The sequence below is a fragment of the Actinomadura gamaensis genome, from assembly GCF_042652125.1.
Classification (GTDB): Bacteria; Actinomycetota; Actinomycetes; order Streptosporangiales; family Streptosporangiaceae; genus Spirillospora; species Spirillospora gamaensis.
In genome coordinates, this window is sequence record NZ_JBHSIT010000019.1 from 117708 (window position 1) to 133842 (window position 16135).

At 71.1% G+C, this 16135-nt stretch carries 12 protein-coding genes and 2 tRNA genes; 6 read left to right on the forward strand and 8 right to left on the reverse strand.

The window, feature by feature from the left end; all coding sequences use genetic code 11:
• Positions 1–13 precede the first annotated feature (13 nt).
• The 3 genes from ACFPCY_RS41120 to ACFPCY_RS41130 all read right to left on the reverse strand — a co-directional run bounded on the left by ACFPCY_RS41120 (position 14) and on the right by ACFPCY_RS41130 (position 2554).
• Positions 14–1045, reverse strand: coding sequence for a lipase family alpha/beta hydrolase (locus ACFPCY_RS41120; protein ID WP_378264964.1), 1032 nt, complete (start codon positions 1043–1045; stop codon positions 14–16).
• Positions 1046–1234: 189 nt separating this feature from the next.
• On the reverse strand, positions 1235–1474 hold the full coding sequence (locus ACFPCY_RS41125) for a DUF397 domain-containing protein (RefSeq protein WP_378264965.1): 240 nt from the start codon (positions 1472–1474) through the stop codon (positions 1235–1237).
• Positions 1475–1681: 207 nt separating this feature from the next.
• A complete protein-coding gene (locus tag ACFPCY_RS41130) occupies positions 1682–2554 on the reverse strand; it encodes a helix-turn-helix domain-containing protein (RefSeq protein ID WP_378264967.1) in 873 nt (290 codons plus the stop codon).
• 894 nt (positions 2555–3448) lie between these two features.
• Between ACFPCY_RS41130 and ACFPCY_RS41135 the strand changes: the two genes are divergently transcribed.
• Positions 3449–5206: a cyclic nucleotide-binding domain-containing protein gene (locus ACFPCY_RS41135; protein ID WP_378264969.1), complete on the forward strand. Its 1758-nt coding sequence runs from the start codon at positions 3449–3451 to the stop codon at positions 5204–5206.
• A gap of 175 nt (positions 5207–5381) precedes the next feature.
• On the opposite strand, the gene ACFPCY_RS41140 is transcribed toward ACFPCY_RS41135, so the two are convergent.
• The 3 genes from ACFPCY_RS41140 to ACFPCY_RS41150 all read right to left on the reverse strand — a co-directional run bounded on the left by ACFPCY_RS41140 (position 5382) and on the right by ACFPCY_RS41150 (position 10607).
• Entirely contained in the window at positions 5382–6689 is a 1308-nt protein-coding gene (locus ACFPCY_RS41140) for a sensor histidine kinase (protein WP_378264971.1), read from the reverse strand.
• Positions 6690–7159: 470 nt separating this feature from the next.
• The gene (locus ACFPCY_RS41145; RefSeq protein ID WP_378264973.1) at positions 7160–8851 is read right to left on the reverse strand and encodes an adenylate/guanylate cyclase domain-containing protein; all 1692 of its coding nucleotides are present in this window, start codon (positions 8849–8851) and stop codon (positions 7160–7162) included.
• Between the two features lie 340 nt (positions 8852–9191).
• Positions 9192–10607 (reverse strand): amino acid permease, encoded by a 1416-nt coding sequence (locus tag ACFPCY_RS41150; protein ID WP_378264975.1) that lies wholly within the window; start codon positions 10605–10607, stop codon positions 9192–9194.
• Positions 10608–11112: 505 nt separating this feature from the next.
• On the opposite strand from ACFPCY_RS41150, the gene ACFPCY_RS41155 reads away from it, so the two are divergent.
• Genes ACFPCY_RS41155 through ACFPCY_RS41165 form a run of 3 tightly spaced genes read left to right on the forward strand, consistent with a single transcriptional unit; the run spans position 11113 to position 13684 of the window.
• The gene (locus tag ACFPCY_RS41155) at positions 11113–12084 is read left to right on the forward strand and encodes an ABC transporter substrate-binding protein (RefSeq protein ID WP_378264977.1); all 972 of its coding nucleotides are present in this window, start codon (positions 11113–11115) and stop codon (positions 12082–12084) included.
• Complete coding sequence (locus ACFPCY_RS41160) at positions 12081–12923, forward strand: ABC transporter permease (RefSeq protein ID WP_378264979.1); 843 nt, start codon at positions 12081–12083, stop codon at positions 12921–12923. The genes ACFPCY_RS41155 and ACFPCY_RS41160 overlap by 4 nt, the downstream gene beginning before the upstream one ends.
• The gene (locus tag ACFPCY_RS41165) at positions 12920–13684 is read left to right on the forward strand and encodes an ABC transporter permease (protein WP_378264981.1); all 765 of its coding nucleotides are present in this window, start codon (positions 12920–12922) and stop codon (positions 13682–13684) included. Before ACFPCY_RS41160 ends, ACFPCY_RS41165 begins: the two co-directional genes overlap by 4 nt.
• Here the strand turns inward: ACFPCY_RS41165 and ACFPCY_RS41170 are convergent.
• A complete protein-coding gene (locus ACFPCY_RS41170) occupies positions 13675–14103 on the reverse strand; it encodes a hypothetical protein (protein WP_378264983.1) in 429 nt (142 codons plus the stop codon). The genes ACFPCY_RS41165 and ACFPCY_RS41170 overlap by 10 nt on opposite strands.
• Positions 14104–14307: 204 nt before the next feature.
• Here ACFPCY_RS41170 and ACFPCY_RS41175 point away from each other — a divergent pair.
• Positions 14308–14385: transfer RNA gene (locus ACFPCY_RS41175), tRNA-Asp, on the forward strand.
• 23 nt (positions 14386–14408) lie between these two features.
• A tRNA-Phe gene (locus ACFPCY_RS41180) sits at positions 14409–14482 on the forward strand.
• Positions 14483–14629: 147 nt separating this feature from the next.
• On the opposite strand, the gene ACFPCY_RS41185 is transcribed toward ACFPCY_RS41180, so the two are convergent.
• The gene (locus ACFPCY_RS41185) at positions 14630–15847 is read right to left on the reverse strand and encodes a helix-turn-helix domain-containing protein (RefSeq protein WP_378264985.1); all 1218 of its coding nucleotides are present in this window, start codon (positions 15845–15847) and stop codon (positions 14630–14632) included.
• Between the last annotated feature and the right edge of the window lie 288 nt (positions 15848–16135).

Consider the following 16135-nt stretch of genomic DNA (forward strand, 5'->3'; position numbering starts at 1 on the left):
GCGAGGACCCGCGTCAGGCGGGCAGCCCGTAGCCGGTGCAGGACGGCTTGAACCCCGGATCGTCCGGGCCGAGCACGTTCATCACGTTCTGGAGCACCGGGCTGTCGTTGAACATCCCGATGTGCGACACGTAGTCGCCGGGACACTGGTCCTGCACCAGGATGTTCGTGACGTTCGGGCCGGTCAGGAACGCGTTCGTATACGGCGTGACCACCCAGTCGCGATTGGTCTGGAGCACGACGTACCGGGGGCCGGGCACGGTGTCGCCGTCCGCGAACAGCGCCCTCTGGAAGTCCGATCCCTCCTCCTGCTGCACCAGCCCCGGCGTGCCCACCGCGAGGAACGCGTTGTTCACGAAGCCGAGCAGGTTCCACTGCTTGCCGAGGTTCACCAGGCCGAGCAGCGTCGTCCCGTGGTTGCTCGGCGACATCGCCACGAACGTGTGCACCTTGGACGCGCCGCCGAGCCGCTTGATGTAGTAGTTCGGCATCATGCCGCCCTGCGAGTGGCCGACCACGTCCACCTCGGACGCGCCGGTGCTCGCGAGCACCCTGTCCACGAAGGCGCTCATGACCCGCGCGGACGCCGCGACGTCCCCGAGCCCGCCGACCCGGTCGAGCGAGATCTGCGTCATCCCGTAGTTGAACGCGTAGACGCAGTACCCGGCGTTGGCCAGCATCGGCGACAGCACCGCCCAGTTGGCCCCCTGGTTCACGAACGTCGCGTGCGTCAGGACGACCGGGTACGGATGCGCCGCGCTCGGACGACACGACCAGTCGTTCGCGCCCGCCACCCGGTCAGGGCTGGTGAGGAAGTTCTGGACGGCCGTCCCGAGGTTCCCGACCGGATACTTCGGCGCCTCGGCCGCCCAAGCGCGCGACGAGCCCGAAGCCGCGCCCGCGCTGGTGCGCACGGCCGCGTCGGCGACCATGGCCGAGGTCGCGAGGCCGGCCGCGAGGGCCGCCGTTCCGAGGACGCGTCCGGCCCGGCGTCCCCTTCTCCGCCGCCGGTTCTCCGTACGCCGCCGCTGCCGCCCACGTCCCATGACGCCTCCAAGGTGCCGGTCCACCCCGAGGGACGCAAGTACTTACTTGCATCCCGCGAGGTGAACATAGACCCGGAGTCCAATAGAGGCAAGAGGGGTCACCGTCCTCATCCGGCGGCCCCCGGTTCCCGTCCGAGTACCGGCGCCCCGCAACCCACACTCGAACACACGGAATTCGGCTGGACGAAATCAACCCGTCCTTGGCACAACGTCACAACGTCCGGCACGAATACATGTCAGAAGTCCGTGCCATCGCTCATGGCTCATCTCCATCTCACCGCGCTCGGGCGCGTGCGAATCGCGTACCAGCACCGAGGCCCGCCACACGGCGACCTCGACGCAATCCCCGCCACTTCCACTCGCACTGCTCTTGCGCCAGTCGAGTGCGTCCCCCCGCTCCGACCGAACGACCATCCAGCAACCCTCCATACATTGCTGGCGGGGGTGACCTGGTCCGGAGCGGACCGGTACCCACCGAGCCAGGGTCGATTAGGGCACAGCTCACCACAACCTTGTGGCCTCTCCACCCCAGAGTGTAAACGTTTGTCCTTTTCCCGCCTACACTCCGCCACAAGATCACGGCAGCGCTATATGACCCGAGGGCCCGATGGGTATGCGATTCGCGCTATCCCTCCCTTACGCCTCCATCTCGTCGGCGACCTTGCGGACCAGTTCGATGGACTGCTCGGCCGGCAGGGTCTCTTCGAGCATCCGTTCGAATATGTCGCGGTACTCGGCGATCTGCGGCGCGTCGCCGGAGAGCGTCGCCGCGGTGCCGGGCCGTCCTTCCAGGTGCAGCACGTCCGACAGGCCGCCCTCGAACTCCAGCAGCACGAACGGGCCGTAGACGCCCTGGTGGTAACCGGCGCCGAAAGGGATGATCCGGACGGTGAGCAGGTCCTCGCTCTCGGCCCGGTCGGCGATGTTCCGCAGCTGCGCGGGCATGATGCCGGGATCGATGCTCGCCCCGACGTGGCGGCGGATCACGGCCTCGTCGAGGATGTAGTACTGGCGCGGCGGGCTCTGCCGCTCGGCCAGCCGCCGCTGCCGCTCCAGCCGCAGTTCGATCGCCATCTGCTGGGCCGTCGGATCCGCCAGGTCCGACGTGATGACCTGCGCGTACTCGCGGGTCTGGAGGAGCCCGGGCAGCAGCGTGCCGTGGAACTGCCGGATGAAGGACGCGCCCGCGGTGTAACCGGTGAGGCTCAGCAGGTCGTCGTTGACGAGCCCCCGGTACTTGTTCCACCACGGGGTCTCGCGCGCGCCGCGCGCGAGGTTCTGCAACCGCTCCTGCCTGCTCTCGGACGTCACGTCGTACGTCATGAGCAGGGCCTGGAGATCGGTCCGGGTGATCGAGCTCTTGCCGCCCTCGACCCGGATCAGCTTGGACGGCGACCACTCCAAGGTGCGCGCCACCTGCTCCTGGGTCAGGCCTTTCTCCTTCCGGAGCCTGACAAGTTCGCTGCGCAGCAACGCGCTGTCGACTACAGGACCCTGGTCCGTGGCCATCTCAGCCTCATCCTCGTCGTCGGTTCGACGGACCCGGCGCAGGTGAGCGCGTCCGGCGACCGAGCCCCCGAACGAGCGGCACCTCCGCCCGCTATCCGCCCGTTCTCACGTTGTGTAGTTGCATCTACCTTGCCATATGCCAGGTAGCACTCGGCGACACTCCAACTTGCCGTCGCGCAGGTCGGTGTCAACCGACCCGCCACCCGCCGTCAGGACGGGAGGCAGAGCGCCACTGGGCGACCCGCCGCGTCTCCGTGACCGGGAAGATCGCCGGAAGAATGTCTCCATGTCCGCCTGTGTCATGGTTTCATTCCTCCTCCTTGCGGTAAGGCAGATGTTAGGATGCAATGTAGCAAATCGGCAGACACCGAGGTGCTCCACGTCACACTGAGAGTACCGGCCCCGGACCGTCCCTTACCACACGTGAGGGGTTGCGGTCACAGAGTGGGAGGGTCGCGCCGATGAACATCGAGCCAACGCTCGGGAGGCACTGACGACGGACGCCAACCGCCCCCAGGGACGCGAACGGAGCCGCCCCGGATCCGCCTCGACCACCGGTAGCCAGCCAGGGAGATCGAAACGGGCCGGAAGACGGCTCCGCAGGGGACCGCCAAGACGCCCGCCGGGCTCGCCGCCCGCCCCGGAACTTCCCCGGCGCGGGTCGCTGACCAGCGGAAACGATGACGGTCTCTGTCAATCAAAGCACGCTCGTCCGGTTCCTACCAGGGCCGGGCCGGCTTTCCGTTCCCGCACTCCGCCAGGGTGCGGGAGAGGTCGCGGAGGCCGGCACCGCGATCCCGGCGCCCGGTGGTCCCCCGCCGCTTCGGGCACCGGATCGTTCCAGCGCTTTCGATTCCGGCGGCTCACCCCGCCCCCTCCCCCTCCGAGGGTCTGATGACCAAATTCCCTGAACGGCACAACCCTTACGACCCGGACGCCACCCCCGACCCCGGCGACGAGGCCGACCAGCCACCGGACGAGGTCACCCGGCGGGACCGTCCCGCCAGGGACCGGCACGTCCCGGACCGCAACACCCCCGACCGCCACACCCCCGACCGCCACGCCCCGGACCGGCACACCCCGAACCGGCAGACTTCCGACCGCCACGCTGCTGACCGGCACGTCCCGGACGGGACGCGGTCCCACCGCCGCCGCGAGGCGGAGCTTCTCGCCCCCACGCAGCCCATGCCCTGGCCACCCGGGGACGACGACGGCGTGGTCGCGCCGCCCCGTCCGCTGCCCTCCGGTGCCGGCCGCCGGCCGGGCGCGGGCGGGACGGGCTCGCCGAACCGCCGCGACCGCCCGCCGGTGGCGCGGGCCGGGTCCGAGCGCGCGCCGGGCCGAACCGTCGAGGGGGCGGCCCGGCCCGGCGTCCCCCGCAAGCCCGGAATCCGCGCCACCGCGAACGGCACCGGAATTCCGGTGTCCCCGGACGGGCACCCGGCCGGCCCCGGCTTCCCGCAGCGGCCCGGCGACGGTGGCGTCCCGGTCCTGCCGGATCGGTTCCAGGCGCCCGTCCTGCCCGAGCCGGAAGGCTGGCCACCGGCGGGCGCCCGCGGCCCGGGAGGCGCGGACGGCGCGGCGGCCTCGACGGACTTCTGGTCCGCGCTGACCTCGGTCGAGCGGATGCAGTTCCTGCGCTCCGCCGAGCAGGAGGTGCTGCCCGCCGGGCACGTCCTGTGGCGCGAGCACGACCTCGCCGACCACGTGGCGGTGATCTGGTCGGGCAAGGTCACGATCCGCGTCAACCAGAACGGCGTCGAGCGGATCGTCGCGGTACGCGGACCGGGGGACCTGATCGGCGAGCGCGCCGCGCTCCTCGTGCGGACCCGCTCGGCGACCGTCGTCGCGCTCGACCGGCTCACCATCCTGCGCATGCCGGTCGGCGAGTTCGCCGCGTTCCTGTCCGCCTACCCGCGCGTGCTGGCCGTCCTGGACCAGCAGATGTACGCGCGCCTCACGCAGGCCCCGGACGACGGCCGCGGCGCCGTCCCCGACGAGGCGGCGGTCGTCTCGTCCGCGGCCGCCGTGTGGGAGCCTCCGCGGCCCGCCGTCCGTCGCGCCGCGCACGACTGGGCCGGGCAGGTCTGCTCGATCATGTTCGTGGACGTGGTCGGCTTCTCGGCCGCGCACCGTAACGACACCGACCGGCTGGAGTTGCGGCGCGTCCTCTACGAGGCGGTGCCGGAGGCGCTGGAGGGATCGAACGTCCCGTGGGCGGCCTGCTACCACGAGGACCGCGGGGACGGCATGCTCATCGTCGTCCCGCCGCAGGCCCCGCCGGCGCGCGTCGTCGACCCGATGCTGTCGCTGCTGACCGCCCGCCTGCGCCGCCACAACCACGCCGCCAGCGAGGCCATGCGGTTGCGCATCCGGATGTCCCTGCACATCGGCCCCGTCATGCCGGACCGCGAGGGCGTCAACGGCGCGGCGATCATCCAGGCCGCCCGCCTGCTGGACGCCCCCGAACTCCGCCACCGCATGTCCGACACCGACGCGGACGTCGGGTTCGTGGCGTCCGACTACGTGTTCGAGAACGTCCTCGCGCAAGGTCCCGGCTACATCAACCCGAGGTCCTTCCAGCGCATCCGGTTCCGGGCCAAGAACGCGGCCTACACGGGCTGGATGCATTTGTCCCAGGGCACCTTCTGACGGTCCCACCGCGATCACCCCGCCGGACGGCGGCACGGGAGCACGCCGGCCGGTTCGCGGAGACCACCCCGCGCGCCCTCACCGCGCGGGGCACGTCAGCACCCCGGCGCCCGAAAGGCGCCGGAACGGCCAGGAGACTCCTGGCCGGCTGACAGACGACCGGACGACTGGACGGCTAGGAGGTGCGGGGGAGGCGCAGGACGAATCGGGCGCCCTTCGGGGAGTCGGCGATGGTGAGGGTGCCGCCGTGGGCGCGGGCGATCTCGCGGGCGATCGGGAGGCCGAGGCCGGTTCCGGTCGGGTCGCGGTCGCGGCTCTCGCGGAGCCGGACGAACCGCTGGAACACCGCCTCGCGGTCCCCCGGCGGGATGCCCGCGCCGTCGTCGGCGACCGTCAGCACGGCGTCGCGGCCGTCCGCGACGACCGACACGGAGATCTCGTCCACCGCGTGCCGTTCGGCGTTGGTGAGCAGGTTGGTCAGGAGCCGCGCGAGCTGGAGCCGGTCGCCGCGGACCGTGACGTCCTGGTCGAGCGCGACCCGGGTCGGCGTGTCCCGGACGGCGCGGGCGAGTTCGGTCGAGACGAGCAGGGCGAGATCCACCTCCTCCTCGCCCGCGTGCAGCACCGCGTCGAGGCGGGCTAGGGCGAGCAGGTCGGAGACGATCGCGTGCAGCCGGTCCAGCGAGACCAGCACGTTCTGGGCGACGCGCGGCCAGTCCGCCAGGTCGGGGTCCATCAGCGCCTCCTCCAGCTGGGCGCGCGCCCCGGTGATCGGGCTGCGCAGGTCGTGGGACGCGTCGGAGGTGAACCTGCGCTGCCGCTCCAGCGCCGCGTCCAGCCGGTCCAGCGTGGCGTTGGCGGTCTCGGCGAGATGCCGGATCTCGTCCCGGACGGGCGGCACCGGCACCCGGCGTCCGGACTCGGTCGCGGTGATCTCGGCCAGCTCCGACCGGATCGCGTCCACGGGCGCGAGCGTGCGATCGACCGTCCGGCGGGTGAGCAGGACGGTCAGCAGCACGACCAGCAGGCCCATCGCCACCAGGACCATCACGAGCGATCCGCTGGCGTACCAGGGGGTGGTCACGTCGGCGGCGTACACCGTCCAGTCGCCGTCCGGCTGGAACACGCGGAAGGCGATCACGTCCATGCAGCCGCGCAGCCCGGCGGGCGGGCACAGCTTCCGGGACGTGCTGACGGTGTCCTCGTCCGGCTCGAAGGAGGCGATCGCCGGGCGTCCGACCAGGTCGGGAGTCGCGGAGACCACCCGCCCGCGCGCGTCGAGGACCTGCGCCGCCGCGATGCCGTCCACCTCGGGCAGCTGACCGGGCAGCCGGTCCCGTTTGATCATCTGCACGATGGACAGCGCCGCGGTGGTCGTCTTCTCCCGGTCGTAGTCGTCCACCCGTCCGCGCACCCCGGCGACCACGAGCACGCCGACGACCGCGCAGGCCAGCGCCGCCACGCCTCCGGCGACCAACGGCATGCGCACGCGTATCGGCAAAGTCCGCAGTCTGGTCAACCGACCCCCCGTGGGGAGGTAATCACGCCGCGCGTCCCGTTTCCCTCACGGAACGGAACACCCGCCGACAAGAGACCGCAAAGAACCGGCCATCCCCCGCCGCCCGCCCCCAACAAACGTCACGAACCCGACAAACCCGAACCCGCCCAACACGCCACGACCAACGCGAACGCGGACACGCGAACGCGGACACGCGAACGCGGACACGCGAACGCGGACACGCGAACGCGGACACGCGAACGCGGAGAACGCGCACGAACAACGCGCACGCGGACGACACGCACGGCCGACGCGAACACGGACGGCCCGCGCGGACGACGCGCACGCGGACAACGCGCACCGCCGACGCGGACGGCGCGCACGCGGACAACGCGGACGCGGACGGCGCGGACGCGGACGGCGCGGACGGCGCGGACGCGGACGGCGGGGGCGGGTCAGCCTGCTGCGTCGGGTTCGCCTTCGGGGGCGCGGCGGCGGATCGGGACGCGCGGGCGCGGCAGGCGGGGGAAGCGGCGCGAGTCGCGGTGCTCGTCCAGGTCGGCGGCCTCGATCGCGGCGGCCTCGACGGCCGGGACGGGCGGGCACGGGACGGCCAGCCGGGTCGTCCGGCTGCGTCCGCGCAGGGTGACCGTCCGGCCGTAGCGCCACTGCCCGGCCTCGGACTCGGCGGCGCGCTCGACGACCGTCCCGGACGCCAGGACGCGTTCGTCGCGGGTCTTGGCGAGGTCGCTGAGCCGGGCCGCCTCGTTCACGGGGTCGCCGATGACGGTGTACTCGAACCGCTGCTCGGCGCCGATGTACCCGGCGACGACGGGTCCGGCGGAGACGCCGATGCCCGCGTCCACGCCCGGGACCTCCGCGCGCAGCCGGTGGCCGAGCTCGCGGGCCGCGCCGAGGGCGGCCCCGGCCGCGTCGTCCAGCCCGGACGGCGCGCCGAAGATCGCCAGCGCCGCGTCCCCCTCGAACTTGTTGATCCAGCCCGCGTGCGCGGCGACCACCCGGACGACCACGTCGAAGAACGCGTTGAGCAGCTCGACGACCTGGTCCGGGGCGTGGGTCTCGGCGAGCCGGGTGGAGCCGGTGAGGTCCACGAACAGCACCGCGACGTCGCGGGTCTCGCCGCCGAGCTCGATGTCGCGCTCGAACGCCAGGCCCGCGACCTCCTCGCCGACGTGCCGGCCGAACAGGTCGCGCAGCCGCTCGTGCTCGCGCAGCCCGCTGACCATGTCGTTGAACCCGGCCTGGAGCTGCCCGACCTCGCTCGCGTCGTACACCTGCACCTCGGCGGACAGGTCCCCGCGCGCGACCCGCGTCATCCCGCCGCGGACCGCCTTGATCGGGTCGGCGATCGCCCGGACGGCGATGTACGTCACGCCCGTCCCGACGCCGATCGCGGTGGCGCCGAGCGCCAGGATCGTCAGCGCGAGCTGCGTGGTGCGGATGCCGGGCGTGACCAGCGCCGCGACCGCGACGCAGACCAGCCCGAACACCGGGACGGCGGTGCCGAGCGCCCACGCGAGCATGACCCGCGTCGTCACGCCCGGCAGCCGGACCCCGGCGCGCGGACGGCTCTCCAGCACCAGCGCGGCGGCGGGCCGCAGCAGCCGCTCCGACAGCAGGTAGACCAGCGTGCAGGTGGTGATCGCGCCGAGCAGGCAGGTGGATCCGACCTTGGCCGCCATCCGCGCGTTGAACAGCGCCGCGTCGAGCGCCGCCCAGCCGATCGCGCCGACCGTCCACAGCATCCCGACCAGGACGGTCAGCCGCAGCGGTCCGAGCAGGACGGCCCGGCGCTGCAAGGCGTCCGGGGCGCCGCCGTCCCGCGCGAGCCTGATCACCGGGCGCCACAGGTACAGGCCGGTGGCCATCGCGACCGGCCCGGCGAGCACCGGATAGCTGAAGAAGGCGACCGTGTTCACGATCCGGACGTGCTCGATGTCGTGGATCGGCGGGTCCGGAATCACGAAGGTGGCGAACAGCAGCACCACGAGCGCGCCGCCCAGGTTCGCGGTCGCCACCACGACGAGCAGCACCCAGCGGACCCGGATCTCCAGCATCGTCCGGGGCACGACGGGAATCAGGTCGAGCCGCGCGGCCAGGCCGCGCCCCACGGTCTTGCCCGTCACCGCGCCCTCCCCCGTCGGGTGGATCCACGATAGATCCGCGAGGGACCCGCGGCCCAGCCCGACGCGCCCCACTATGACCGCGTTCACTCCCCCTCAACACCGACACACCCGGCCCGCCACGAAAAACGGCGACCCGGGCGCGTCCCACCAACCCACGCACGACGCGAGCGCGCCGCCCACACAACACGAGTGCGACACGATCGCGGAACACGCGCGACACGACGCAGCAGCGGAGCACATGCGGCGCGAGTGCGCCGTCCGCAGGACGCGTGTGCGACGGGCGTCCTGCGGACGGCGGGGTGTGTAAGACGCGGGCGCGTGCGGCGCGGCGTCAGGGGGGTCAGACGGTGGCGGGGGCCTCTTCGGCGGTCTGGGCGCGGCGCACCGAGGAGCGCCGCACGAACGGCCAGCCGATCAGCATGATCGCGGCCCAGCCGAGCATCGCCCACAGCGCGATGCGGGTGTCGGACTCCCACGCGATCGTGCCGACCACGAACGCGAAGAACGCCAGCACCAGGTAGCCGGTGTAGGGCGCGCCCGGCATCCGGTAGGACGTGCCGGGCGCCTCGCCGCGCGCGACCCGCCGCCGGTAGACCAGGTGCGAGACCACGATGGCCGACCAGACGAGCAGCGCGCCGCCGGTCGAGACCGAGGTGATGTAGTCGAACGCCTTGCCCGGCGCGACCGCGTTCACGACGACGCCGATGCCCATGACCACCGCGGAGATCACCACGGTCAGCACCGGCACGCCGCGTCCGCTCAGCCGGCCGAGGATCGCCGGGCCGTCCCCGTTCACGCCCGCGGCGCGCAGCATCCGGGACGTGGAGTACAGCCCGCCCGCGTTGCAGGACGACAGCGCCGAGGTCAGCACGACGAAGTTGACGATGTCGCCGCCGTGCGCGATGCCGACCTTGTCGAACGCGAGCACGAACGGGCTGGCGCCCGAGCTGAACTCCGTCCACGGCACCACCGACAGGATGACCAGCAGCGAGCCGATGTAGAACAGCGCGAACCGGATCGGGAGCGAGTTGATCGCGCGCGGGATGTTCTTCTCCGGGTCCTTGGCCTCGGCCGCGGTGACGCCGACCAGCTCGACGCCGAGGTAGGCGAACAGCACCATCTGCAACGTCATGATCACCGGTGACGCGCCCTCGGGGAAGAACCCGCCGTGCGACCACAGGTTCTCCACCGAGGCGGTCTTGCCCGCGTCGCCGAACCCGAACGCGACCACCGCGATGCCGATCGCGATCATCGCCACGATCGCGACCACCTTGATCATCGCGAACCAGAACTCCAGCTCGCCGAAGAGCTTCACCGAGATCAGGTTCACCACGAACAGGACGATCAGCGCGATCAGCGCGGTCTTCCACTGCGCGAAGTGCGGGAACCACTTCTGGATGTACTTGCCGGCGGCGGTCAGCTCGGCCATGCCGGTGGTGACCCAGATGATCCAGTACGTCCAGGTGGTGGCGTAGCCCCAGAACGGGCCGAGGAACTCGCGCGCGTACCCGGCGAAGCCGCCCTCCGCCCGGCGGTACATGAGCAGCTCGCCCAGCGCGCGGACGACGAAGAACAGCATCAGCCCGGCGACCAGGTAGGTCACGATCAGACCCGGTCCCGCCTTGGCGATGTTCTGGCCCGCGCCGAGGAACAGTCCGGTGCCGATCGTGCCGCCGATCGCGAGCATCTGGATCTGCCGGGTGCCGAGCCCTCTCTGATACCCCTCAGCGGGGGTGGAACCAGTGGAGTCAGCCATGAGCCGCCTTTCTCGTCTCGGACGCGCCCGGTGGGAGCCACGCGCCACCACGGAGCCGGTGCAAGAGGCTACAAAAGCGAACAAAGTGCTTTAAGCGCCACACCTTTCACCAAAGCCGGTATCCGACCGCTACAGCCCCGTTACCTGGCGTCGCCCATCCTCTCCCGAATCCGCACCCGGCGCCCGCACCGACCCCCTTCGGTCCGTTTCGCCGGAGGCCGGCCACTGCGCGAGCCAGGCGCGGACACCGGGCGCGCGCGAAAGGCGCGCGGAAGAGCGCGAACGCCGGGCTCGCCGGGCTCGGACGCCGGGCGCGGACGCCGGGCGCGGACGCCGGGCGCGGGGGCGCTGGTGATTCGGCCGGGGCGGGGAGGGTTTTTCGGGCAGCGGCTCGGCGGGGGTTTCGGACGGCTTTGCGGCGGACGTTTCAGCGGACCCCGCCACGGAGAGATGATCTTCAGTACGCTGACGCCTCTTCGTAGCTCCCCCCGACGAGGAACCCCCCATGAAGCGCTACCTGCTCGGGCTCGCGGCGGCCGCCGCCTGCCTCGCCCTGTCCGCCTGCGGGTCCGCGTCCGGCTCGGGCGCGGCCAACCCGAAAGGGCTCGAGAAACCCGTCCTGAACGTGGGCGTCGTACCCGTCCCCGACTCCGCGCCCCTCGCGATCGCCCAGCAGAAGGGCTTCTTCAAGGACGAGGGCCTGACCGTCAAGACCAAGCCGATCAAGGCGTCGCCGGACGCGACGCCGATGCTGCTCAACGGCTCGATGGACCTGGCCCTGCTGAACTACGTCTCCACGTTCACCGCGCAGGACAAGGGCGCGATCTCGTTCCGCCTGGTCGCCGACTCCTACCAGGGCGCCAACGGCTCGTTCGCGCTGCTCACCGGCCCGGACTCGGACGTGCGCGGCCTCGCCGGGCTGAAGGGCCGCAAGGTCGCCGTCCCGGCCCTGAAGAGCATCACCGACCTGCTGCTCGCCGTCCAGCTGAAGAACGCGGGCCTCGACCCGGCCAAGGACGTCACGGTCGTGCCCGTCCCGCTGCCGAACATGGGCGCGGCGCTCAAGCAGGGCACGGTCGACGCGGTCGCGGCCGTCGAGCCGTTCGTCACCGACATCCAGACCGCGCAGGGCGGGCACCTGCTCGCCGACCTGGTCACCGGCCCGACCGAGGACTTCCCGATCTCCGGCTGGGGCGGGACGTCCAAGTTCGCCGACAAGCATCCGAAGACCGTCGCCGCCTTCCAGCGCGCCATCAACCGGGCGCTGAAGGTCGCCGCCGACCGCGGCGAGGTCACCCGGGTGATCCCGACCTACACCCAGATCCCCGCCGGCACCGCCGGCAAGATCTCGCTCGGCGCGTACCCCACCGGCCTGGACGCCGCGAAGCTGCAGAAGGTCGCCGCCCTGATGAAGGAGTACGGCTACCTGCAGAACGCGCCGGACGTCCGGAAGATGATCGTGGCTCCGCCGAAGTGACGTCCACGGCGAACGCGCCCGCCCGTCCGGCCGCCGAGGCCGCGCCCCGCGCCGGACGGGCCCGGCCACCAGGGACGAGCGTCGCGCTGACCCGGACGCGGCGCGGCGCGCAAGGCGTCCTCGCCTTCCTGGTCCTGGCCGAGCTCGCGTCCAGGACGGGCATGGTGGACCGTTCCGTCCTGCCGCCGATCTCCTCCGTCCTGGCCGAGGCCGGACGGCTCGCCGGGGACGCCGCGTTCCTCGCCGACGTCCGCGCCACCGTCACCGCCTGGCTGCTCGGGCTCGCCGAGGCGGTCGCGATCGCCGTCCCGCTCGGGCTCCTGTTCGGCTCGCTGCCGCGCGTCGAGGCGGTCGTCCGGCCGGTGCTGGAGTTCCTGCGCCCGATCCCGGCGGTCGCGATCATCCCGCTCGCCATGCTGCTGTTCCCGGACGCCCTGGACATGAAGACGACCATCGCGGTCTACGCGTCCTGCTGGCCGGTGCTGATCAACACCGTCTACGGCCTGCGCGAGGTGGACCCGGTCGCCCGCGAGTCCCTGCGCTCCTTCGGCTTCGGCCCGATGTCGGTCCTGCTGCGCGTCTCGCTCCCGTCCACGGCCCCGTTCATCGCGACGGGCGTGCGCATGTCGGCCGGGATCGCGCTGATCGCCACCGTCAGCGCCGAGCTGTTCGCGAGCGGCTCGGCCGGCATCGGGACGTTCATCAACACCGCCGGAAGCTCCGCCCGCATGGAGCCCATGCTCGCCGCCACCCTCTGGGCGGGCGTCCTCGGCCTGCTCGGCAACGGCGCCCTCGCCGCCCTCGAACGCCGCCTGTTCCGCTGGAGAACGGCCCGATGATCTACCTGCTCGCCCGGCTGGCGTCCCTGCCCGCCGCGGTCGCCGTCTGGGAGGCGCTCACCCGCCGCGCGGACGACCCGTTCTTCCCGCCGCCGTCCGAGATCCTGGCCCGGATGCACAAGGACTGGTTCTCCGGCCCGGCGTCCCACCTGTTCCTGACCGCCCAGGCGACCGGCAACATCTTCCCCAGCCTCGCCCGCCTCCTGGCCGGCTGGGCCCTGGCCTGCGTCCTGGGCGTCGCCGTGGGCCTGGCGGCCGGACGCTCCCCGCTCCTCGCCGACCACCTCGCCCCGCTGATCCACTTCTTCCGCGCGATCCCGCCGCCCGCGCTCGCCCCGGTCTTCCTCGTCGCTTTCAAGATCGGCACCGAGATGCAGCTGGCCACGATCGTCTTCGGCGTCGTCTGGCCCGTCCTGCTGAACGCGATGGACGGCGCGCGCGACATCGACCCCCTCAAGCTCGACACCGCGCGCGTCTTCCGCCTGTCCCGGACCACCCGCGTGTTCCGCGTCCTGCTCCCGGCCGCCGCCCCGAAGATCTTCGCCGGCCTCCGGCTCAGCCTCTCGACGGCCCTCATCCTCATGGTGATCTCGGAGCTGGTCGGCAGCGTCAACGGCATCGGCTACCTGCAGATGCTGGCCCAGAGCACCACCGACGTCCCCGGCGTCTGGACCTGCATCGTCCTGCTCGGCGTCCTCGGCCTCGTGCTGAACGCGGCGTTCCTGGCGGTGGAACGCCGCGTCCTGTCACGTCACGGGTGATACTGCTGCACGATCTTGTTGACGTGCCCGTACCGGTTGAAGCTCACCTTGAAGTACCGCCAGGTCCACGGCTTGTTCACGGCCGCCTGGAGTTGCGCCCGCGTCGCCGGCCGCAGCGAGATGCGCCCGCCCTTGTCCGAGACGAGGCAGACCACGGCGTGCGACGACAGCTTCTCGGCGTGCGCCTTGCCGTAGGGGACGTAGTACCCCTCGGCCTCCTTGGACGTGTGCCACTTGGCGTAGCGCCCGCTGATCTTCGCCCCGTGGACGCTCCCCCGCTTGAGCTCCATCACCTTCTGGAACTTCCCGCCACACGAGACCTTCGCGGCGTCCTGGTCCGCCATCGCCGGAGCAGCGATCCCCGTAGCGACGACCGCCACCGCCCCCGTCACGGCCAGCCGCCTCATCGTGCTCTTCATCCGCTCCACCTTCCTCATCGAGAGTCCGGTCGGTCAGACGCCACTTCACCCCCAAAGGTTCAAACCAACCCGTACCAACCTCCCGCTTAACGAGTTGGCACTCACCTCGGGCATCCCGTAAGCTCATGCCTGTCGCCGAGAGCGAGGGCCCCGAAAGCCCCGGTCACGGAACACCTCCGAACCAGCTAGACTCGGAGCACGCAAGGTCCTGTGGAGCAGCTAGGAGTGCTCGCCACCCTGTCAAGGTGGAGGCCGCGGGTTCAAATCCCGTCAGGACCGCCAGACGCGCCGATCGCGTGCGTCATGGGCAGGTAGCTCAGTCGGTACGAGCGTCCGCCTGAAAAGCGGAAGGTCGGCGGTTCGACCCCGCCCCTGCCCACATTCTCCGAACGAATCGAAAAGCCCGGACACGTGATCGTGTCCGGGCTTTTCGACGTAACGTCCCGCTACAACCTCAGCCGAGAACATCCCCAGCCGCCCAAGTGACGCCGTCGGCGCAACTCCCCCGCGTACAGCGGATATCGGTTCAGTCGAGCGCCATCTTGGCCGCCAAGGCCCGGATCTCCCTACCCTTCGAATGCCTTCCGCTGCTCCGCAGATCGCGCACCAGATTCCTCACGATCGGCCGGTTCCGCACGTGCTGAGGCGCGATTCGGTCGGCCGTCAGCAGCGCGTCAACGGCCTTGTCCTCCTTGCGGTTCATCGCCATACCGGCTGCGCGGCAGGTCCAGTAATGAGCCTGCCTCTCCCCCGAGGCGATGTCCGCGACCTCTACGAGCTCTGACCGGGAAACGACGTCGCGCGGCCGGCCAAGCTCAAGACTGATCTCAACGGCGTGAATCCGCGTGTTCACGCGGTTGAACTGCGTCTGGTAAACGTTCCCGTTCGGCGGCAACGCGGCAGCGACGCGTTCCGCCTCGCTGAGATGGGCCTCCGCCTCCGAGCGGTTGAGCAGCCGCGAATAGGACACGGCGGCCCGCAGATGTAGCGCGCCCCACAGCGCCTGAAGGTCCGGGTCGTTGGACCCCATGTGCTCGTCAATGTCGTCCAGTGCGGCCAAGGCGGCCGACTTCGCCCCCTCCAGGGACGCCTCATGCAGCCAGACCCCACACAGGTCCCACGCGGACGCGGCGACGAGTTCCGGAGCGCCGACCCGATCAGCAGCGACCAGCTCCCGCTGTACCGCCGTCCAACCGAGATCATGATGGCCGAGAAGGTTGGACGTCACACGCGCCATGTGGCAGGCCCGGAGCATCAGCGCCTCCGCCCGATCCCGGTTAGGTGCGGTCCGGTCGGCGGTATGGAGCGTAAGGTCCGTGATGATCTGCGGGAGGATCGCGCCGAGCGCCGAGAACCGCGCGTCCTGCCGCAGCTTCTCCGCGAGCGCCACTTGGCCGGAGATCTCCTCGAGGTTGCTCGGTTCCCGGCTCTGGATCACCGTGGCACCACCGGGCATCGTGGCCTGTTGGAGCGCAAGCCGCAGTTCGGGGATGGCCGAGTGCCCCGAGTCGAGTTCCGCCGTCTCGTGCCGATACGGCTGTCCGGTCAGTTCGGGAACCTCAACGTCGAGCACGCTCGCAAGCTTGGCCAGCACGCTTGCACGGTCGAGCGGTAGTCGACCGTTCTCGATCTTGGTCACCCAACTGACCGACCGGTCCATGGCCTCGGCAAGCGTCGCCTGATCCCAGCCCTTCCGGCTACGCGCACGAGCGACCCGCTGCCCAGTGGTCATCTGCTCCGTCACGAGCACTCCCTTCGCCACCCTGGCAAAGTACGGGCCGCAGCCACGCCTGCTGTCAGCAAAAGTGACAGCCACGGTTCCGCAGTGCTTCTGACTTGGAGAGACCCCGTCGCAGAAAATCTGCCAACTGTGAAGCGCCCCGGGTCGAATGGAGGCTCGATTCCCTGAGAGGATCGAGTCATGGCACGTCAGTCCCCCTATCCGCCTGAGCTGCGCAGGCGGGCGGTCCGTATGGTCACCGAGGTGCGTCCGGACTATCCCAGCGAGTGGTCGGCGATGAAGGCGGTGGCG